Source organism: Streptomyces sp. RerS4, from assembly GCF_023515955.1.
Taxonomy (GTDB): domain Bacteria; phylum Actinomycetota; class Actinomycetes; order Streptomycetales; family Streptomycetaceae; genus Streptomyces.
This window is the reverse complement of the sequence record NZ_CP097322.1, coordinates 6,435,567-6,454,823: the sequence shown is the minus strand read 5'-3', so window position 1 is coordinate 6,454,823 and position 19,257 is coordinate 6,435,567. Positions and strand designations below refer to the sequence as shown.

The window sequence follows — 19,257 nt, the reverse complement described above, 5'->3', positions numbered from 1 at the left end:
CGCGAATGCCCCTCGGGGATCCGGAGAACCGACCATGGGTGCGATACGCAGCTCCGCCACAGCCCTGCCGATCGCCGGCGCCGCGGGCCTCGCCCTCGCGTTCGGCGCCTTCGCCGTGCCCGCCGCACCCGCCGCGCTCGCGGCGGCGCCCGCCGTCGCCTCTTTCGGCTTCGCCGTCACCCCTTCGACGGTGGCCCCCGGCGGCCAGACCGTGTTGTCCGTGACCGGCTGCGACGCCGCCTACGCCACCGCCTCCTCCGGTGTCTTCGACACCGTGAGCATCGCGCGCGGGCAGACCGTACGGGTCACCGTGGACCGGGACGCCCGGCGCGGAGCCCAGTACTCCGTCACCTTCACCTGCAACGGGGAGAACGCCTCCGCCGACCTCACCATCGCCGGCGGCACCACCTCGCAGCCCAGCACCAGTTCGACGAGCGGCCCCCGGACCGGTACCACCTCACCCGCCACTCCCCGGAGCACCACGGGCGCCATCCCGCGCACCACCGCCACGCGTACGACGACGGGCACCGTCACGGGCACCGTCGCGTCCCAGGGTGCGAGCCTCGGGGTGCGCGGCGGACTCGGCGGCAGCGTGGCCGGCATGGACCTGCTGGAACTCGGCGCGGGCGCGGGCCTCTTCCTCGCGGCGGCCGCCGGGGCGGCGTACGCCGTGCGCCGGCGGGGCTCGGCCCGCGACCACTGACTCCCCCGACGGCGAGCCCCCGGCGACGGCCGGCCGCTTCGGGTCCCGGGCGGGATCCCAAACGGCCGGCGGTCGGCCGGGGCCGGGGGGGAAGGGACGGCAGGACGAGCGGAACCGGAGCACGGAACGCGGGGCGTGGGAAGCACGGGGGCGCGGAGCGGAGAACCCGTGGGCGACCTCCTCAGGCCCTGCTGCCCGCCGGACGACGACGCCGGATCACGTGCACACCGGCGCCCAGCGCCGCCGCCCCGACCAGACCGGAACCGATGACCGTCTCGACCGTGGACGGGCCGAAGGAGCCGCCGATGCCGCCCTGGGCGCCGTTCCCGCGCAGGATCGTGAAGCGGTGGGTGGCGACCAGGTTGTTGTCGTGGCACTTCACCGACAGCGTGTGGTTGCCGGGCGAGGCGTGGTTGAAGATCCGGACGGTCGCGAAGCCGATGGAGCCGGCCGACAGGTTGGTCTGCGGGAAGTTGCCGTGCGACCAGACGGTGCCGCCGTGGCCACAGCCCGAGGCGCTGACCTGCATCGAGGCGCCCTGGTGCACGGAGTACGGGTTGACCGTGACGTTGCTGGGCCCGTTCCCGCCGCCCTGCGGGGGGTTCGCGGCGGCGAACGTGGCACTGAGCCCGATCGCGGCGCAAGCGGCCGCGGTCACGGTGAGAGCGCGGAAGACACGCATGGTGGAACCTCCAGCGGGAAGCGCCCCGGAGCGGTGGCCCGGGAAGATCGACGAGAACGCCTCCCATCACGAACCCTCGGGGCCTGTCGCATCCGGCGCATGTTCGCCTTTGGGCCGCCCGGTTGAGCGACACGCCGAAGCGCGAGCCGATCATCTGACGGATCCGCAGGTCACGAGCCGTCAGGCGTTTATGTGACGATTACCTGGATGGGCGCACCCCTTCCGGCCGCATCGCCTTCCCGCCGCCCTCCCGCCGCCCACTCACCACCCGTTCGCACGTCCCCGATCGCCGTCCCGCGCGAGCGGCCTTAACGTGCGTGAAGAAGGGCGTACCGGGGAGGGACTGGAACGCGGGTCGGGACCCCCGCGTCGGGAAGGGAGAGCCATGACCGAGGACGAGAGTGAGCTGCCTTCGAGGAGACGACGCTCCCCCTGGGGCGTCCTCGCGATGGTCATGCTCAGCGGCCTCGCCATGATGCGGAACGGGGCAGGTACCGAGGACGGGCCGCCGCAGCCGACGGCCGCGGCGGCCGTCGCCGTGCGCGCCGACCAGTTGCCGGCCAATCCGCCGACGCCGGCGGCGGGCATGGAGGTGCTGGAGCACTCGTCGGTGCAGCGCATCCGGATTCCGGCGATCAACGTGGACGCGCCGGTGATGACGGTCGGGCTGGACGCTCAGGGCTGGATCGAAGCGCCGCCCCCGCAGGAACGGAACCTGGCGGGCTGGTACCTGAACGGCATTTCGCCGGGCCAAAAGGGCTCGTCCGTGATCGTCGGCCACGTGGACAACGCGCAGGGCCCGGCGGTCTTCTACGGCCTCGGCTCGTTGAAGCCGGGCCAGCAGGTCGAGGTGCAGCGCTACGACGGACGCACGGCGGTGTTCGAGGTGTACGGGGTGGAGGTGTTCTCGAAGGACGCCTTCCCCGGCTCCCGCGTGTACGGGGACACGGGCCACCCGGAGCTCCGCGTGATCACCTGCGGCGGCGGCTACTCCAAGGCGAAGGGCTACGACGGCAACGTAGTGGTCTTCGCCCGCATGGTCACCACCCGCTGACCCCTCCCCCCAGGCCCCCGGACCGGTACCGGGGGCCTGGCCGTTCGGTTGCGTGGTCAGCGGGGTGGGTGGGTGGGGAGGGTCAGGCGGTAGCCCTGGGCGAGGAGTTGGGGGAGGTAGGTGGCCAGGGCGTGGACGCTTTGGGTGCGGTCGCCGCCGGCGTCGTGGTTCAGCACGATCACCCCGGGGCCAGCGCCCTCCATGACCCGGGAGACGATCGTGGCCGTGCCGGGTTCCTTCCAGTCGAGGGTGTCCACGGTCCAGGCGAGGGGCTCCATGCCCAGGTCGGCCCCGATCTCGAAGGCGGCCCGGTTCCAGGCCCCGTAGGGGGCCCGGAACCACAGCGGGGGCTCCCCCACGGTCTGCCGTACGACCTCGCTCGTGCGCCCGATCTCGGCTTCGAGGGCGGACCGGCCCAGGGTGGGGATGAGCGGGTGGGTCCAAGTGTGGTTGCCGATGACATGGCCCTCGGTGACCATCCGGCGCAGCAGGTCGGGGTGTTCGCCGGCCATCTCCCCGCAGACGAAGAACATCGCGCGGACCCCGTACCGGGCCAGGACGTCCAGGATGGCCGGGGTGTAGCGCGGGTCCGGGCCGTCGTCGAAGGTGAGCACCATGGCGGAGGCGTGGGCCGCGTCGGACGGGAGTTCCAGGATGGGTCGGTTGCGGACGGCGGGTTTGACGGTGGGCGGCCGGGCGGGGGCCTCGGCGGTCATGGGTCGCAGGCGGTAGGACTTCTCCGGCGGCCCGGCGGGACGCAGCCCGGGGACCCCTCCGGCGCCGGGCCCGCCGGCCGGGGCGGGTCCGGAGGCGGTCGGCGAGCCGGGGGTGTCCGCTTCGCCCCCGGTGAGGAGTCCGGAGGCGGCGGCGATTCCGAGGAAGACGGCTGTACGCAGGAGCATGCGTCGCCCTACTGTCTGCTCGTCATTTTTCATTATTACTACGTATCAACGACATCGTCGAAGTTGTCGAGAGGCGCGGACGCTCCCCGTCCCGCTCACCCGCACGGACCAGCCACGCCGCCGCCGCTCACGAACGACGTTCAGCCACGTCGCACGAGCGGGAACGGAAGCGTCTCGCGGATCGTCAGACCCGTGAGGAACATGACGAGGCGGTCGACGCCGATGCCGAGGCCCCCCGTCGGGGGCATCGCGTACTCCAGGGCGTCCAGGAAGTCGTTGTCCAGCTCCATCGCCTCCGGGTCCCCGCCCGCCGCCAGCAGCGACTGGGCGGTGAGCCGGCGGCGCTGCTCGACGGGGTCGGTCAGTTCCGAGTAGGCGGTGCCCAGTTCGGTGCCGAAGGCGACCAGGTCCCAGCGTTCGGCCAGCCGCGGGTCCTTGCGGTGCTGTCGGGTGAGCGGGGAGACGTCGGTCGGGAAGTCCTTGTAGAAGGTGGGGAGTTTCGTCCGTTCCTCGACGAGCCGCTCGTACATCTCCAGGGCCACGTCACCCCGCGTGTCCTCGGGCCGGTGCGGGACGCCCGCGCGCTCGCACAGGCGGCGCAGCACGTGCTCCTCGGTGTCGGCGTCGACGACCTCCCCGAGGGCCTCGCTGATGGCGCCGTACATCGTCTTGACGGGCCAGGGCCCGGAGATGTCGTGGACGACGAGGGCCCCGTCGGGCCCGGCCTTGTGGGCGATGGGCGATCCGAAGGCGGCGGTGGCGGCGCCCTGGATGAGTTCGCGCGTGAGGTCGAGCATGACGTCGTAGTCGGCGAAGGCCTGGTAGGCCTCCAGCATCGTGAACTCGGGGTTGTGCTTGTAGGAGACGCCCTCGTTGCGGAAGGTGCGGCCCATCTCGAAGACCTTCTCCATCCCGCCGACGCACAGCCGCTTCAGGTACAGCTCGGGGGCGATGCGCAGGTAGAGGTCGAGGTCGTAGGCGTTGATGTGGGTGCGGAAGGGCCGGGCGTTGGCCCCGCCGTGGATCTGCTGGAGCATCGGTGTCTCGACCTCCAGGTAGCCCCGGTCGAGCAGGCCCTGCCGCAGCGCCTGCACGGCGCTCGACCGGGCCCGTACGACGTCACGCGCGTCGGGACTGGCGACGAGGTCGAGGTAGCGGCGCCGGACCCGGGCCTCGGGGTCGGCGAGGCCCTTGCGCTTGTCGGGCAGCGGGCGCAGGCACTTGCCGGCGAGCTGCCAGGAGTCGACGACGACCGACGGTTCGCCCGCGCGGCTGCTGCCGACCTCGCCGCTCACCACCACGTGGTCGCCGAAGTCGACCTGGGAGGTGAAGGCGTCCAGGACGTCGGCGCCGCTCTCGTCGCGGGTGAACATCAACTGGGCGTCGCCGGTCCAGTCGCGCAGCACGGCGAAGACCACGCCGCCGAGGTCCCGTACGACCATCACCCGTCCGGCGAGCGTGACCTGCTCGCCGGTACGGGTGCCGGGCGGTTGGCCGGGCGGTTGGCCGGGGTGGAGGGCCTTCAACCGGTCCGCGGTGTGGGTGCGCTGCCGGATGCCGACGGGGTAGGGGTCGACGCCGGCCGCGCGGAGGCGGTCCAGTTTGGCGTGGCGGACGCGGACCTGTTCGGGGAGCCGTTCGCTCGCCGCGGCGGGGACGCCGTCCTCCCCTACGAGGTCCAGGCCCAGGGAGTCGATGGAGGGCAGCCCGGAGGTGTTGGCGGGAGCGGTCAACCCCTTGGGGTGGCCGTTGCCCCACAGGGTGCGCAGGCTGGGGACGGAGACGAAGCCCTCGGCGATGCCGGAGGCGAGGCTGACCCGGGCGAGCGAGCCGGCGTCCTGGTAGCAGAGGAAGCGTGGGTACCACTCGGGCCCGTACTTCACGTTGGAGCGGTAGAGGGCCTCCAGTTGCCACCACCGGGAGAAGAACAGCAGCAGTCTGCGCCACAGCTTCAGCACCGGCCCGGCCCCGATCCGGCCGCCCTCCTCGAAGGCCGAGCGGAACACGGCGAAGTTGAGGGAGATCCGGCGTACCCCCAGGCCCGGGGCGGCGGCGCACAGTTCGGCGACCATGAACTCCATGACCCCGTTGGGGGCGGCGCGGTCGCGGCGCATCAGGTCGAGGGAGATGCCGTCCTTGCCCCAGGGCACGAAGGAGAGCAGGGCGATCAGCTCCCCGGCGGCGTCGAAGGCCTCGACCAGCAGGCAGTCCCCGTCGGCGGGGTCGCCGAGCCGGTCCAGGGCCATCGAGAAGCCGCGTTCGGTCTCGGTGTCGCGCCAGTGGTCGGCCCGGTCGACGATGGTCCGCATCTCGTCCTCGGACAGCGCCGAGTGGCGGCGGATGAGGGTGGTGGCGCCCGCCCGCCGCACCCGGTTGACGGCCTGCCGGGTGACGCGCATGTCCCGGCCGTCGAGGTCGAAGTGGGCCACGTGCAGGATGGCCTCGTCGCCGAGCTGGAGGGCGCTCAACCCGGAGCGGGCGTACGCCGTCGCCCCGTCCTCGGAGGCGCCCATGACGGCGGGCTGCCAGCCGTGGCGGCGGGCGACGCCGAGCCAGGCGTCGATGGCGGGCGTCCAGGCGGCGGGATCGCCCACCGGGTCGCCGCTGGCCAGGCAGACGCCGGCCTCGACGCGGTAGGTGACGGCGGCCTTGCCGTTGGGGGCGAAGACGACGGCCTTGTCGCGGCGGGTGGCGAAGTAGCCCAGGGAGTCGTTGCGGCCGTAGGCGCCCAGCAGCGCGCGGATGCGGGGCTCTTCGTCGCCGTGCAGGGCGGCGGTCAGCCGCTGGGAGCGGAAGAGGGTGGCGGCGGCGTTCAGCAGGGCGAGGGCGCCGAAGAGGCCGAGCAGGAAGTACAGGGGGCGCGGCGGACGGCCGTCGAACTCCCGGGCGGAGAAGAGTCCGCCGAAGACCTGTTTGGCCGCCCAGTCCAGCCATTGTCCTTTGGTCAGGGTGCCGGGGAACAGCGCGACGAGTCCCCACCCGAGGAAGACCGCCGCGAGCAGTCCGAGGCCGAGCACCAGCATGGCCCGCCAGACGGCGCCGGGGCGCGAGGCGGCGTAGAACTCCGCGCGGGCGGCGACGAGCACGCCGAGCGCCGCCACCGCGATGACCAGCGAGGGGCCGCCGGTCCAGAAGTCCCCTTCGGCGATGATCAGCACGTCGACGAGGATCAGCAGGGCCAGATAGGTGACGACGATCCACCAGGCGATCTTCTTGCGCGTGCCGAGGGCCGCGGCCAGCAGGAAGAGGAAGACGGCGTACGCGAGGTTCTCGCTGACCGGCACCACGACCGCGTCGAGGAAACGCACCGCGGGTCGCAGCAGTCTGCGCAGCGTCGGGGAGAGCGCGAGGAGCGCGCACAGCAGACCGAGCGCTCCGAAGAACGCGCCGAAGGCGTCCGGAACCCGGTTCAGGAACCGGTTGCGGGTCCCTCGGGCCTCCTCCACGGTGACACTCATGCTTCGCACTGTAGGGAGGCCCACGCCGACGCGCGCGCCGAGCCGAATGGCCTACGGCGTCGCTGTGGCCGTACGGGGACCCGCGGCCCGGCAGCGGCTGCGGCCCGGCCGGGTCCCCGTACGGCTCCCCACGCGGGTCAGCGAGCCATCGTCAGGCCGTCCTTGGCCGCGCCCCGGCTGAGGACGGCCTCCGAGACGGCGTCCTGGGCGCGCTCGTACGCGGCGTTGTCCGGGTCCGTCGCCAGGGCCGCGGGGAGGTTGATCACCCGGCCCACGTCGAGGTCCATCATCTGCGGGATGAACTCGGCCTTGGTCACCTGCCAGCGCTGCCCGGCCGCGGCGGGCGGGGCGAAGGTGAAACGGGCGAGGGAGCCGTAGTTGCCGCGCATGTCCCGGGCGCCGGAGTGGTTGAACATCTGGCCCGCGACCTGGTCGCCCATCCCGTAGACGATCCAGGTGCCGTTGACCTTCTCGTAGGCCTGCGGGACGTGGGCGTGCGTGCCGAGGATCATGTCGACGTCCGGGCGGCCGCCGGTCCGCGAGGCGGTCAGGGCGCGGCCGAGTGCGAGTTGCGTCTCGTCCGGTTCCGTCTGCCACTCGGTGCCCCAGTGCAGACTGACCAGCACCACGTCCGCGCCGGCCTTCCGGGCCGCCCGCGCGTCGGCGAGGATCTTCTCCTGCCGCATGAGGTTGACCGCCCAGGGCCGGCCCTCCGGCATCGGGTAGCCGTTGGTGTCGTAGGTGTACGCGAGGTGGGCGACCTTGGCCGAACCGGCCGGGTAGAGGGTGGTACGGGCCGCCTCGGCGGCGGTCCGCGCGGAGCCGGCGTGGCCGAGGCCGACCTTGTCGAAGCGGCCGAGGGTGCGGTCGATGCCGTCCGCGCCGTCGTCGAGGGTGTGGTTGGAGGCCGTGGAGCAGCCGTCGTAGCCGGCGTCCCTGAGTCCGTCGGCGACGCTGGGCGGGGAGACGAAGGCGGGGTAGCCGCTGAACGGGCCGTCCTCGTCGCCGTAGATGGTCTCCATGTGGCACAGGGCCAGGTCGGCCGCCGAGACCACCGGTTTGACCTTCGAGAACATGGGGCGGAAGTCGTACCCCTCGCCGTCCGCGTCGGCGGCCGCCCGGTTGATGACCGAGGTGTGCGGCAGCACGTCGCCGCTCGCGACCAGGGTGAAGCCCTTCGCGGCGGGCGCCGAGCCGCCGGGGGTGGCGGCCGGGGCTCCGGCCGCGCTGGAGCCGAGCCGGGCCGGCGCCCGGTCCCCGCGGGCGGAGCAGCCGGCCGCCGTCGCGCAGAGCAGGGCGGCGGAGAGCAGGGCGAGGGTGTGCCGGGTGCGCGTGGTCATCTCTACCGGCTCCCATTCCACATTCCTACGACTATCGGATCACCTGAAATCCATAGGAGAGATGACCCCGCGTCAAGGACCGGAAACCGCCGCGTCACCCCCTCTCACCTCGATGGCGCAGGCGGGTGCGGGCCGTTCGCCGCGCCGTTCGACCGTTCGTCGCCCCGCGCGCCCGCCCACCGGTCGACCGGGGTGCTTGGGCGCAACGGCCACGCCGAACGGTTCCGGGGCGGCTCGGCGCAGGTCAGGGTAAGTGCGTCGGGCCCCCAGCGGCCCCGGAAGACCAGCGGACCCCGGAAGGAGCCACTCGTGCCGCTCTCCCCCACACTCCAGCGCACGGAACCGGAGGCCCTCGCCGATCTCCAGCGTGAGCACGGGCGAGCCCTGTTCGGTTTCCTGCTCGGCCTCACGGCGGGCGACGCACAGCGTGCGGAGGATCTCCTGCAGGAGACCCTCCTACGGCTCTGGCAGCACCCCGAGGTGCTGTCGAGCGGACACGAGTCGATGCGGCCCTGGCTGTTCACCGTCGCCCGCCGGCTCGCTATCGATGCCCGCCGGGCCCGCCTCTCGCGCCCCCAGGAGGTCGACCCGGACGGGCTGGAGCAGGCGCCGGCGCCGCAGGACGCGGTGGCGGGCTCGGTCACCGCGATCGACGTCCGGCGGGCCATGGGCAGCCTGGGCCGCGAGCACCGGGACGTGCTCGTACAGGTCTACTTCCAGGACCGCTCGGTGGCCGAGGCGGCGGCGGAGCTCGGCATCCCGACCGGTACGGTCAAATCCCGTACGTACTACGCCCTGCGCGCCCTGCGGAAGGGCCTCCAGGGGTACGGGCTCGGCGCCTGAGCCACGGGCGACGCGCGGCGCCGCCACGAGCGTCGCGGCCCGCTCCGGAACCGCTGGAGGAGCACTCAAGGAACGTCTTCGATGCGCATGAATCGGACACATACCGCACCGATATAGGCATCGGACCGTTCAACTTGAGTAAACATCCCCCGCTCCGCGAGCCGTTCGGTGAAGGCTCGGGGTGACGACGGGAAGCTCGACACGCGGGAGAAGGTGGCAGCGGTGCAGCCCGAGGGTATGAACGGCACCAGCGACGGTGGACTTGCCGTGCCCATGGCATGGCTCTACGCGGAGTACATCGCGGACGAGCTGCTGCGCACGGGCCGGCTGATCCCGGCCGGCACGCTGGAGTTCCGGGCCGGGCGCGACACGCTCGCGCTGACGATCTACCTCTCGGACGCGGCGGGTGAACTCTCCGGGATCCGGGTGGTCTCGCAGCTCGACGAGTGGCTGTCCCTGACGGCGTACGGGCACCCCTGGCGCGACTGGGTCCACACCCGCTTCCTCGCCCTGGGCGAGGAGGCCCGCGAGCGCGGCCGGGGCGAGGACCCGGACCTCGAACTGGCGCGGGCGGCCTGGCGCTGGCTGGACCGCACCGAGTTGTTCGCCACCAACCTCGACCCGGGCCGGCCCGGCCCCGCGGACACCCCGCCCGGCCTGGACGAGAACGCGCGCGTCTGGACACCCGCCTGGCAGCTCGGACTGCCGCTGGGCCACCTGGCGATGCACCTGTTCTAGGTCGGGGTGGGCGGGCCCGGCGGATCGCTCGGGTCGGTCACCAGACCGGTGAAATCGGCCTCGTTGCGCTCCGCCCGCGTCACGTACCAGCGGGCGACGAGCCACATCACCGGGTACACGACCAGCCCGAGCGCCACCCACACCAGGGCGCCGGAGGCCGAACGGGGCAGCAGGAACGCCAGCGGCAACAACCCCATGAGCGCCGCCAGGCCCGCCAACGCGGCCAGCGCGGACCGCAGCTGCGTACGCATCAGGGCGCGCACGTAGGTCGCCCCGAGCGTGGTCTGCTCGGAGATCTCCGAGCGGGCCGGCGTGTGCGCGGGCGGCCGGCGGCGGGCACCCCGGGGCACCCCGGTGACGATCTCCCGCCGGGGCTGCGACGGCTGCTGCTCCTCGGCCATGGTGCAGCGGAGTCTAAGCGGTGTCCCGCTACTTGAGGAGACGGGAGAGCCTGCGGTCCGCCAGGGGCTTTCCGCCGGTCTGGCAGGTGGGGCAGTACTGGAGCGAGGAATCGGCGAAGGACACCGAGCGGATGGTGTCCCCGCACACCGGGCACGGCTCCCCGTCCCGGCCGTGTACCCGCAGCCCGCTCTTCTTCTCGGCCTTCAGCTCGCCGGCGGCCAGCCCCCGGGCCCGTTCGACGGCCGTGCGCAGCGTGTCGTGCATCGCCTCGTACAGGTGCGTGACCTGCTCCTCGTCGAAGGAGGCGGCCGGTTTGAACGGCGAGACCTTCGCCCGGTGGAGGATCTCGTCGCTGTAGGCGTTGCCGATGCCGGCCAACACGCCCTGGTCGCGCAGCATCCCCTTGATCTGCCGGCGCTCCCCGGCCAGCAGCGCCGCGAGGTCGTCCCGTCGGAAGTCGTCGGCGAGCGGATCGGGGCCGAGGCGGGCGATCCCGGGGACCTCCTGCGGGTCGCGTACGACGTACACCGCAAGGCGCTTCTGGGTGCCCGCCTCGGTCAGGTCGAAGCCGCCGCCGCCCTCCAGGGCGAGGCGCAGCGCGAGCGGGCCCTTGCCCGGTCGGGGCGGCCGGTCGGGCAGGGTCTCCTGCCAGCGCAGCCAGCCGGCGCGGGCCAGGTGCGTGACGAGGTACAGCTCGCCGACGCCCATGGCGAGGAACTTGCCGTGGCGGGCGACGGGGCCGGCCCGGCCGCCTTCGAGGGCGGTGAGCGGGGGATCGTAGGTCTTGAGCACGCTGACCGCGAGCGGGAGGACGCGTTCGACCACCCGCCCGGCGAGGTGTTCGTCGAGGAACTCCCGCAGGGCCTCGACCTCCGGCAGCTCGGGCATCCTCCCAGCCTGCCGCCGCGCTCCGGGAAACGCGAGCCGGCCCGGCCCACCGCGCGGGTCACGTGGTCAGGACGTGGCGAACTCGCACCACACGCACTTGCCGCCGCCCCTCGGTTCCACGCCCCAGACGTCCGCCAGCCGGTCCACGAGCATCAGGCCGCGGCCGGAGACCCCCGAATCGCCCGCCTCGCGGCGTCGGGGGAGGGCACTGGAACGATCCTCCACCTCCACCCGGATCCGGCGCTGCGGACCCGTCAGGACGCGCAGCGTGACGATGGCCGGGCCGTCGGTGTGCATGAGGGCGTTGACGATCAGCTCGTCGGCGACCAGTTCGATCTCGTCGGCCCGACCGCGCGCGGCCCACGCGCGGACCGCGGCGCCGATCATGTGGCGGGCCGAGACGAGCGCCTCGGGGTCGCCCGGGGCCACGTGCCGGCGGAACCGGCCGCCGCTGCGCGGGGTCTCCTCGCCCTGGCGGCGCAGCAACAGCAGGGCCATGTCGTCGTCGCCGCCCCGTTCGTCGACGACCTCGCACAGGCGGTCGGCGAGCACCTGGAGGTCGTCCGGTCCGCCGCGCACCAGTTCCGTCAGCAGTCGGACGCCGTCGTCGAGGTCCGCGCCGGGCTGTTCCACCAGGCCGTCGGTGCACAGCAGGAGCGTTTCCCCCGGATCCAGTTCCACCGTGGCCACCGGATACTCCAGCCGGCCGAACTCCGCCGACAGCCCCAGCGGCATCCCGCCCTCCACCGGCAGCCTCCGGCAGTCCCCGTCGCGGGTGCGCAGCAGCGGGTCGATGTGGCCGGCGCGGACCAGTTGGAGGACTCCGGTCGCGAGGTCGGCCTCCGCGTAGGTGCAGGTCGCGAAGCGGTCGGTGTCGAGTTCGTGGAGGAAGACGGAGGCGCGGGCCATCACCGTGGCGGGCGAGTGCCCCTCGGTGGCGTACGCGCGCAGCACGATGCGCAGCTGGCCCATCACGGCGGCGGCGTGCGTGTCGTGGCCCTGGACGTCGCCGATGACGGCGCCGATCTTGCCGCCGGGCAGCGGGATGACGTCGTACCAGTCCCCGCCGATGTCGCGGCCCATGCGCGCGGAGCGGTAGCGGACGGCGATCCGGCCGCCGGGGACGTCCGGGAGCCGGCGGGGCAGCATCGCCTGTTGGAGCCCTTCGGCCAGGTCGTGCTCCTGTTCCAGCAGCATGGCCCGTTGCAGGCTCTGCGCGATGCTGCTGCCGAGGGCGACCAGGAGGTTGCGTTCCTCCTGCGTGAAGCCGTCCTTGTCCTGGTAGAGCAGGCCGATGGCGCCGATGGGGCGGGCCTGGGCGATGAGCGGCAGGTAGGCGGCGGCCGAGATCCGCATGGAGGAGATCTTCGACCACAGCGCGGGATAGTTCGCGGCGAACTCCTCGGCGGAGTCGAGGAAGCGGGGCTGGAGGGAGCGGACGACCTCGCTCATCGGGTACTGCTCGTCGATGCGCGTGTAGCGGGTGCCGGGGACGAAGCTGTCGGCGGGGCCTTCGGCGACCAGGTGGATGCGGCCCGCCTCGACGAGGCCCATGACCATGCCCATGGAGCCGAGGCGCTCCAGTCCGTGGGCGTCGCCGATGACGTCGATGACGTCCTTGACGGTGCGGGCGTGCGCGAGGGCCGCCGTGGTGCTCTCGACCACGGAGGTCTGGCGGCGCCGTTCCTCGTCGAGGCCGAGGCGTTCGGCGGAGTGGCCGAGCTCCTCCGTCGCGTCCCGGACGATGCCGATGATCCGGTACGGGCGCCCGTCCGCCTCGCGCAGGACGCGGCCCTGGGTGTGGGTCCAGCGCAGCCGGCCGTCGTGGCAGCGGATGCGGAAGTAGGCGCCGTAGCTGTCGACTCCGCTCTTGAGGGCGCTGGAGACGAGGGCATCGAGCCGGGTGGACTCGGCCGGCGGCACGCGCGGGCTCAGCGACTCGGGCCGTCCGTCGTACGCGTCCGGGGTCGTGTCGAACACGTCGAGGGCGGCCGCGTCCATGTGCATGAGCCCGGTGACCAGGTCCCAGTCGAAACTGCCCATCCGGTTCAGCGACAGCGACCGGTCCGGATGCGCGGGCCAGTCATCCGGCAGCGATACGGTGCTCGGCACCGGTCCACCATGACACAGCGGCGCTTCAGGCGCTCTCCAGGTTCTGGGCCGCGTCCGAGGACTCCGGCTCCTCGTCGAAACCGTACGGGTCCAGGGGGACGGACGGGTCGACGGGCCCGTCCTCGGGGGGAAGCGGCCCGAGCGAGTCGGAGGGCACGTCCGACGGCTGCTCCCCCGGGGGTCGCTGCGGGGCCACGGGCGGCGCGGACGGGACGCCGTTGCCGGCCGCGTTCTCGGACGGGCACGGGGCGCTCGGGCTCGGGCCCGTGGAGGGCGCCGCGGGAAGCTCGGCGGCGGGCGGACCGGCGGGCGGCACCGCGGCCGACGGAAGGTCGGTGGGCGGAAGCTGCTCGTAGGGAACGTCGCCGGGTACGTCGGTCGGCGGCGCGGGCGGGCCCGACGGGGCATCGGCGGCGGGCGGACCGGCGGCGGGCGGCACAGCCGTGGACGGCACGTCGACCGACGACGGGCCGGCGAGGGGCACCTCGCCCGGCGGGAGCTGCTCGTACGGCACCTCCGACGGGGGCAGCTGCTCGTACGGCAGGTCGGCGGGAGGCGCGTCCCCGGGAGGAACCTCGGTGGGGGGCTCAGCCGTGGGCACGTCCGCGGGCGGAAGGTCCTTGGGCGGGCCGGCCGGGGGCGCCGGCGGGGCGGCCTGCGGGGCGGAGTTCTGCGGGCCGCCCCGGCCGGGCGTGCCGGCACACGGGTCGGACGGGGAGGGCACGGTCGGGGTCAGGGGACCCTCCGGAATCCCGTCGGCGGGGTTGAAGCGGGGCACCACCTTCGGGGTGCGGTCCTGGGCGCCGTCGTCGCCGATCCGGCGCTCGATCCAGGTGTTGTCGGCGGTGTTGACGATGACCAGGTGGTTCAGGACCTGGGCCGTGGGCTCGATCACGACGACCTGGTTGGCCTGGTAGCCGCTCCACTGCTCGCCCTTGAGCACCGGGCTGCCCTTGGCGCTGCGCGGTGCGGCGATCGGGTTGCCGCACGCGCAGCGGACGCGGGGCATGCCGTGCTCGTCGACCAGCACGGCCGTGCCGGCCTGGAGCACGGCCTGGTAGCCGGCGGGGCCGCCGGCGCGGAAGGCGTGGTCGGTGACGCGCGTGTCGGCGCGCAGGACCACGGGGGTGAGGCCGCGCAGGAAATCGGGGAGCTTCTGCTGTTCGATGCCGGAGGCCTGGGCGAAGGCCTGCGTCTTCGCGTCGTCCGTGGTGAGCAGGCTGACCTGTCGTTCCACGTCGCAGCTGCCGAGCCGGTTCGTTCCGCCGTAGAGGCCGGGGGTGGCGGCGGCGATCGTGCGGATGCCCCGGCCGCTCGCGTTGGGCACCGGGGGTTGGAGGGGCGCCGACTCGGCGGTGGCCGTGGAGGCGGTGAAGGGATCGAGCCCGGGAGATCCGACGGGCTGGAGGTGTACCTCCTGACTCTCGGCGGCGGAGCCCTTCGTCGGTTCGTCTGCGGAACCGGTGCAGCCCGAGGTGAGCAGGCCGGCGAGGGCGAAAAGGGCCGCGCAGGCCGGTGCATGACGGCGTGGCGCCTGACGGTGCGGCGTCTGACGGTGCGTCGGTGCGGACACGTCCTTCACGTCGTTCACGCTGTTCTCCTTTTCGCCCCGAGTTGTCCTCTCTTGTCTGACGCATGTCCCACGGGGCCGCAAGTGGAGCGGCGCGAAGGGACCTATCGCCACCCCGAAGGGTCTGCCGAAAGAGCGTGTTGAACATGTTCAACGAACCCCGTAGGGTCACCACCGCAACGACTTGAACACGTTCAAAGGAGTGGGGTCGTGACGGTACTCGTGAACCTCGTCGTCACCCTGGGGATGTTCTACGTCGTCCCCGTGGGCCTGCGCCTGATCGACCCGACCGGGCTGCGCCGCGCCGCCCGGCTGTGGCCCCTCGCCGCGCTGCCGGCGGCCGTGTGCCTGTGGTTGCCGCGCGGCGCGCTCGCCTCCGCGCTCGCCGCGGGTACGCCCTGGCCGCCACGGCCCTGGCGGCGGCGGCGCCGCCCGGCTGCGGCGGGCGGCGCGGGGCGGGCCCCGGCCGGTGGGGCGGCGTACCGGCGCCGGCGGAGGTGGCCGCTTCCACCGCGCTCGCCTCGCCGTCGGTCGCGGCGATCGCCCTGGTCGCGGAGCGGGCCGGGTACCGCCTGTTCGGCTTCGACCTCGACATCCTCGCGCTGACCGTGCCGCACTTCCACTACGCCGGGTTCGCCGCCGCCCTGATCGCCGGGCTGGTGTGCCGGGCGGCGCCGCGCCGGCCCGGGGCGCGCGGGGCGGCGTACAGCGTCCCGGCGGGGACCCTGCTGGTGCTGCTGGGCTACTTCGTCGACGACTGGGCGGAGCTGCTGGGCGCGGCGGTGCTGACCGCCGGGATGTGGGCGGTGGCCCTGACGACCTGGCGGGAGCTGCGCCCCGGCGCGCGGGACCGGACGACGGGGGCGCTGCTCGCGACCTCGGCGGTGGTCCTGGTGGCCACGATGCTGCTCGCCCTGTGGTGGGCGGTCGGCGAGGCCACCGGAATCGTCCACCCGACCCTGACCTGGATGGCGGCGACCCACGGCCTCGGCAACGCGCTCGGCTTCGCGGTGTGCTCGCTGCTCGCGTGGCGCCGCCTGAGCCCCACCCCCACCACGGCCACCGCCCCCACGGCCACCGCCCCCGCCTTCCGACCTCGCCACCGAACGGAGACCACGCCATGACCCGCCTCCTCAACACCGGACGGAGCACCCTCAACTACCCCGACCGGGGCGCGACGGCCCGCCGCCCCCTCCCCGCCGGGTACAACCACCTCCACCACCGCACGCGCATCGGCCACGGGCGGGCCGTCTTCGAGACCGCCGGGACGGCCGTCACCACCTTCGAGGCGCACCGCTCCTCGGGCATGAGGATCCGCGCCGACAACGGCGCCGTGCGGCCGGGCACCCGCGTGCGGGTGGGCATCGGCGTGGGCCCGCTGCGGATCACGGCTCCCTGCGAGGTGATCTGGACGGCGTACGAGCCCACCCGGACGGGGTTCGCGTACGGGACGCTGACCGGTCACCCGGAGTGCGGGGAGGAGTCCTTCCTCGTGGAGATCGACGCCGCGGGCGCGGTGTGGTTCACGGTGACCGCCTTCAGCCGCCCGAACGCCTGGTACACCCGGCTCGCGGGCCCGCTCGTCCCGCTCCTCCAGCGCGGCTACGCCGCCCGGCTGGGCCGTCGGCTGCGCGCACTGGCCCGCGCCGCCTGATACTGGAGGGGATGGACTGGTTCACGGCACCCGGCTACTGGCTGAGCCGGCTGGTCTTCCAGCGGGCCCTGGCCGGTGTCTACCTCTGCGCCTTCGTCGGAGCCGCCCTCCAGTTCCGCGCCCTGATCGGGGCGCACGGCATGCTGCCCGTCCCGCGCTACGTCCGCTACGTCCCCTTCCGGCACGCCCCGAGCCTGTTCCAACTGCGCTACTCGGACCGGCTCTTCGCGACCTGCGCCTGGAGCGGGGCGGTGATCGCGGCGGCGCTCGCGGCCGGCGTGGGCGATATGGTGCCGCTGGGCGCGGCGATGGGAATGTGGGCGGTGCTGTGGCTGCTGTACCTGTCCATCGTCAACGTGGGCCAGACCTGGTACTCGTTCGGCTGGGAGTCGCTGCTGCTGGAGGTCGGGTTCCTGGCCGTATTCCTCGGCAACGCGCACGTCGGTCCACCCGTGTTGATGCTGTGGCTGCTGCGGTGGGTGTTGTTCCGGGTCGAATTCGGCGCCGGGTTGATCAAGATGCGGGGCGACGCCTGCTGGCGCAAGCTGACCTGCCTGTACTACCACCACGAGACGCAGCCGATGCCGGGCCCGCTCAGCTGGTTCTTCCACCATCTGCCCCGGCCCCTGCACCGGGTGGAGTGCGCGGCGAACCACGTGACCCAGCTGGTGGTGCCCGTACTGCTGTTCACCCCGCAGCCGATCGCCTCGTACGCCGCCGGGCTCATGGTGGCCACCCAGTTGTGGCTGGTGCTCTCGGGCAACTTCGCCTGGTTGAACTGGCTGACCATCGTGCTCGCCCTGTCGGCCGTCGACTTCACGGGCCTCGCGGGAGCGCCGCCCGCGGCCGCCTCGCGCGGGGCGCCGCTCTGGTACGTGATCGTGGTGTGCGCGGTGACCGTGCTGGTGCTCGTGCTGAGCCGGCATCCGGTGGCCAACCTGATCTCGCGGCGCCAGGTGATGAACCGCTCCTTCGACTCCTTCCACCTGGTCAACACCTACGGGGCCTTCGGCACGGTCGGCCGCATCCGCGACGAGGTGGTGGTGGAGGGGACGGCGGACCGGGTGCCGCGCGACGAGGCGGAGGGCGGCACGTGGCGGGAGTACGGCTTCAAGGGCAAGCCGGGCGAACCGCGCCGGATCCCGCGCCAGTTCGCCCCGTACCATCTGCGCCTCGACTGGCTGATGTGGTTCGCGGCGCTGTCGCCGGCCTACGCGCGGGACTGGTTCGGGCCGTTCGTGGAGCGGCTGTTGGTGGGCGACCGGGACACGCTGCGGCTGCTGCGCCACAACCCCTTCCCGGACGCCCCGCCGCGTTACGTCCGCGCCAGGCTCTACCGCTACCGGTTCACCACCTGGCGCGAGCTGCGCGAGACGGGTGCGTGGTGGCACCGCACGCTGCTGCGCGAGTACCTGCCGCCCACCCGTCTCGCGGAGGCGGCCTCAGCCGAGCCCGAGTAGTACCTCGGCCTCCCGCTCGGGCGCGAGACCCTTGGTCGAACGGTCGGAACGCATCGGGGCCTCGCCCCCGATCGAGCGCAGCCAGGCCCAGGTGTCGGCCACGGTCTCCTCGACGGGGCGGCACCGCAGGCCCGCTTCCAACGCCTTGGTGACGTCGGCGCGGAACATGTAGTCGTGCGACGCGCCCTCCGGGATCCACACGGGCAGTTCGACCCAGGGTTCGATGCCGGCCGCCTCGATGGTGGCGGCGTCCGCCCAGCGGGGTTCGGCGGCGGACCCGGTGGCGGCGACGCAGGCGTCGAGGAAGGCGCCCATCGTGGCGTGGCCGGTCGGGGAGACCAGGTTGTAGGCGCCCGCGAGTCCGGCCTCGGCGGCGTCGAGGGTCCAGTGCGCGAGGTCGCGCACGTCGATGTACTGGAGCGGCAGCTCGCCGGGGCCGGGGGCGAGGAACGGGCCGCCGCGCGCGACGCGGTTCAGCCACCAGGGCAGCCGGCCGACGTTCTCGTACGGGCCGAGGATCAGGCCGGCGCGCACCAGCAGGGCGCGCTCCCCGAAGGCGGCCTCGACGGCGAGTTCGCCGCCGCGCTTGTCCTCGGCGTAGGCGGTGGATTCGGCGTCGGGCGAGCCCTCCACGAGCGGGCCGTCCTCGGCGAGGCCCGCCGGGGCGGGGTAGGCGTACACGGAACGGCTGGAGACGTACGCGTATCCGCCGGCGCGGCCCGCGAGCAGGCGCGCGCTGTCGCGGACGGCGGTGGGGGCGCCGCTCCAGGTGTCGACGACGAGGTCCCACTCCCCCTCGGCGAGAGCGTCGAGCCCGCCGGGGGCGGTGCGGTCGCCGTGGAGCGAGGCGACCCCGGGCGGCGGCGCGTGGTGCCCCCGGTGGAAGACGGTCACCTCCCAGCCGCGCTCCAGCGCGTCCTCGGTGATCGCACGTCCGACGAATTCGGTTCCACCCAACATCAGCAGTCTCATGGGGTCGACCCTGCCCGGTATGGGGCGGCGGGGACACCCTTGATCGCCGACAGCGATGACGCTGTGGGCGTAGACCGGACGGGAACCTCTCCCAGCCCGCGTCCGCGCACGCCACACCCCCGTCACCGTGGGGTGCGGGGGCGCGGTTCGGGCCCGTGGGGTGGGCCGATGGGCGTCCTGACCTGATCCGAGGCGACCCGGACCGGTCTGGTCTGCTACTAGTCGACGCTGGGCAGGATGTGCGGTTCCGCCAGGTCGTCCTCGTAGCCGGCCAGTCGGATCGGGGCGGAGCGGGCCCACACGTCGAGACTGCCGAGTTCGTCGGACCGCGTGTTCACCCCCGGCGCCTTGCGCTCCATGGTCTGTTCGGGCTTGGTCTTTTCAGTCACCGCGCACTCCCTTGTGTCGCGTAACCCGGCGGGCTCGTCCGCGCGCCGGAGTAGGGATATAGAAGGTTTTCCGGACGCGGTGGCGCCTTG

16 protein-coding genes and 1 pseudogene are annotated in these 19,257 nt (G+C 73.3%); 7 read left to right on the top strand and 10 right to left on the bottom strand.

What is annotated here, in order from left to right:
• The first annotated feature begins 34 nt into the window (after positions 1–34).
• Positions 35–703 (top strand): hypothetical protein, encoded by a 669-nt coding sequence (locus M4D82_RS28925; protein WP_249769850.1) that lies wholly within the window; start codon positions 35–37, stop codon positions 701–703.
• 181 nt (positions 704–884) lie between these two features.
• On the opposite strand, the gene M4D82_RS28920 is transcribed toward M4D82_RS28925, so the two are convergent.
• A complete protein-coding gene (locus M4D82_RS28920; RefSeq protein ID WP_249769848.1) occupies positions 885–1,385 on the bottom strand; it encodes a hypothetical protein in 501 nt (166 codons plus the stop codon).
• A gap of 385 nt (positions 1,386–1,770) precedes the next feature.
• On the opposite strand from M4D82_RS28920, the gene M4D82_RS28915 reads away from it, so the two are divergent.
• Positions 1,771–2,439, top strand: a complete 669-nt coding sequence (locus M4D82_RS28915; protein WP_249769846.1) for a class F sortase — start codon at positions 1,771–1,773, stop codon at positions 2,437–2,439.
• 56 nt (positions 2,440–2,495) lie between these two features.
• On the opposite strand, the gene M4D82_RS28910 is transcribed toward M4D82_RS28915, so the two are convergent.
• The 3 genes from M4D82_RS28910 to M4D82_RS28900 all read right to left on the bottom strand — a co-directional run bounded on the left by M4D82_RS28910 (position 2,496) and on the right by M4D82_RS28900 (position 8,139).
• Positions 2,496–3,374: a polysaccharide deacetylase family protein gene (locus tag M4D82_RS28910; protein ID WP_502989019.1), complete on the bottom strand. Its 879-nt coding sequence runs from the start codon at positions 3,372–3,374 to the stop codon at positions 2,496–2,498.
• A gap of 107 nt (positions 3,375–3,481) precedes the next feature.
• Positions 3,482–6,799 (bottom strand): bifunctional lysylphosphatidylglycerol synthetase/lysine--tRNA ligase LysX, encoded by a 3,318-nt coding sequence (gene lysX, locus M4D82_RS28905; protein WP_249769841.1) that lies wholly within the window; start codon positions 6,797–6,799, stop codon positions 3,482–3,484.
• A 137-nt stretch (positions 6,800–6,936) separates the two neighbouring features.
• Positions 6,937–8,139, bottom strand: coding sequence for a CapA family protein (locus M4D82_RS28900; protein WP_249769829.1), 1,203 nt, complete (start codon positions 8,137–8,139; stop codon positions 6,937–6,939).
• A 309-nt stretch (positions 8,140–8,448) separates the two neighbouring features.
• Here M4D82_RS28900 and M4D82_RS28895 point away from each other — a divergent pair, with 309 nt between their 5' ends.
• The gene (locus M4D82_RS28895; protein ID WP_249769827.1) at positions 8,449–8,982 is read left to right on the top strand and encodes a sigma-70 family RNA polymerase sigma factor; all 534 of its coding nucleotides are present in this window, start codon (positions 8,449–8,451) and stop codon (positions 8,980–8,982) included.
• 237 nt (positions 8,983–9,219) lie between these two features.
• The gene (locus M4D82_RS28890; RefSeq protein ID WP_249772250.1) at positions 9,220–9,720 is read left to right on the top strand and encodes a hypothetical protein; all 501 of its coding nucleotides are present in this window, start codon (positions 9,220–9,222) and stop codon (positions 9,718–9,720) included.
• Here M4D82_RS28890 and M4D82_RS28885 read toward each other — a convergent pair.
• From M4D82_RS28885 to M4D82_RS28870, 4 genes are all read right to left on the bottom strand, one after another.
• Complete coding sequence (locus M4D82_RS28885; RefSeq protein WP_249769825.1) at positions 9,717–10,121, bottom strand: hypothetical protein; 405 nt, start codon at positions 10,119–10,121, stop codon at positions 9,717–9,719. The genes M4D82_RS28890 and M4D82_RS28885 overlap by 4 nt on opposite strands.
• 28 nt (positions 10,122–10,149) lie before the next feature.
• Positions 10,150–11,010 carry an Fpg/Nei family DNA glycosylase gene (locus M4D82_RS28880; protein ID WP_249769823.1) on the bottom strand — a complete coding sequence of 287 codons (861 nt, stop codon included), beginning with the start codon at positions 11,008–11,010 and terminating at the stop codon, positions 10,150–10,152.
• 66 nt (positions 11,011–11,076) lie between these two features.
• Entirely contained in the window at positions 11,077–13,053 is a 1,977-nt protein-coding gene (locus M4D82_RS28875) for a SpoIIE family protein phosphatase (protein ID WP_249772248.1), read from the bottom strand.
• A 94-nt stretch (positions 13,054–13,147) separates the two neighbouring features.
• Positions 13,148–14,713, bottom strand: a complete 1,566-nt coding sequence (locus M4D82_RS28870) for a DUF6777 domain-containing protein (RefSeq protein ID WP_249769804.1) — start codon at positions 14,711–14,713, stop codon at positions 13,148–13,150.
• Positions 14,714–14,902: 189 nt separating this feature from the next.
• Here M4D82_RS28870 and M4D82_RS28865 point away from each other — a divergent pair.
• The 3 genes and pseudogenes from M4D82_RS28865 (at position 14,903) to M4D82_RS28855 (ending at position 17,806) form a co-directional block, all read left to right on the top strand.
• Positions 14,903–15,816, top strand: a pseudogene (locus tag M4D82_RS28865) (YndJ family protein).
• Positions 15,813–16,346: a DUF1990 domain-containing protein gene (locus M4D82_RS28860; protein WP_249769802.1), complete on the top strand. Its 534-nt coding sequence runs from the start codon at positions 15,813–15,815 to the stop codon at positions 16,344–16,346. The pseudogene M4D82_RS28865 and the gene M4D82_RS28860 overlap by 4 nt, the downstream one beginning before the upstream one ends.
• 11 nt (positions 16,347–16,357) lie before the next feature.
• Positions 16,358–17,806, top strand: coding sequence for a lipase maturation factor family protein (locus M4D82_RS28855; protein ID WP_249769792.1), 1,449 nt, complete (start codon positions 16,358–16,360; stop codon positions 17,804–17,806).
• Here M4D82_RS28855 and M4D82_RS28850 read toward each other — a convergent pair.
• Positions 17,789–18,778, bottom strand: a complete 990-nt coding sequence (locus M4D82_RS28850) for an NAD-dependent epimerase/dehydratase family protein (protein ID WP_249769781.1) — start codon at positions 18,776–18,778, stop codon at positions 17,789–17,791. The genes M4D82_RS28855 and M4D82_RS28850 overlap by 18 nt on opposite strands.
• 218 nt (positions 18,779–18,996) lie before the next feature.
• Positions 18,997–19,167 (bottom strand): hypothetical protein, encoded by a 171-nt coding sequence (locus tag M4D82_RS28845; RefSeq protein WP_249772374.1) that lies wholly within the window; start codon positions 19,165–19,167, stop codon positions 18,997–18,999.
• Positions 19,168–19,257: the final 90 nt, after the last annotated feature.

Excerpts from the sequence above, each read along its gene's own strand:
- M4D82_RS28925 (WP_249769850.1), top strand. The coding sequence starts at position 35 with ATGGGTGCGATACGCAGCTCCGCCACAGCCCTGCCGATCGCCGGCGCC.
- M4D82_RS28920 (WP_249769848.1), bottom strand. The coding sequence starts at position 1,385 with ATGCGTGTCTTCCGCGCTCTCACCGTGACCGCGGCCGCTTGCGCCGCG.
- M4D82_RS28915 (WP_249769846.1), top strand. The coding sequence starts at position 1,771 with ATGACCGAGGACGAGAGTGAGCTGCCTTCGAGGAGACGACGCTCCCCC.
- M4D82_RS28910 (WP_502989019.1), bottom strand. The coding sequence starts at position 3,374 with ATGAAAAATGACGAGCAGACAGTAGGGCGACGCATGCTCCTGCGTACA.
- lysX (WP_249769841.1), bottom strand. The coding sequence starts at position 6,799 with ATGAGTGTCACCGTGGAGGAGGCCCGAGGGACCCGCAACCGGTTCCTG.
- M4D82_RS28900 (WP_249769829.1), bottom strand. The coding sequence starts at position 8,139 with ATGACCACGCGCACCCGGCACACCCTCGCCCTGCTCTCCGCCGCCCTG.
- M4D82_RS28890 (WP_249772250.1), top strand. The coding sequence starts at position 9,220 with ATGAACGGCACCAGCGACGGTGGACTTGCCGTGCCCATGGCATGGCTC.
- M4D82_RS28885 (WP_249769825.1), bottom strand. The coding sequence starts at position 10,121 with ATGGCCGAGGAGCAGCAGCCGTCGCAGCCCCGGCGGGAGATCGTCACC.
- M4D82_RS28880 (WP_249769823.1), bottom strand. The coding sequence starts at position 11,010 with ATGCCCGAGCTGCCGGAGGTCGAGGCCCTGCGGGAGTTCCTCGACGAA.
- M4D82_RS28875 (WP_249772248.1), bottom strand. The coding sequence starts at position 13,053 with ATGGGCAGTTTCGACTGGGACCTGGTCACCGGGCTCATGCACATGGAC.
- M4D82_RS28860 (WP_249769802.1), top strand. The coding sequence starts at position 15,813 with ATGACCCGCCTCCTCAACACCGGACGGAGCACCCTCAACTACCCCGAC.
- M4D82_RS28855 (WP_249769792.1), top strand. The coding sequence starts at position 16,358 with ATGGACTGGTTCACGGCACCCGGCTACTGGCTGAGCCGGCTGGTCTTC.
- M4D82_RS28850 (WP_249769781.1), bottom strand. The coding sequence starts at position 18,778 with ATGAGACTGCTGATGTTGGGTGGAACCGAATTCGTCGGACGTGCGATC.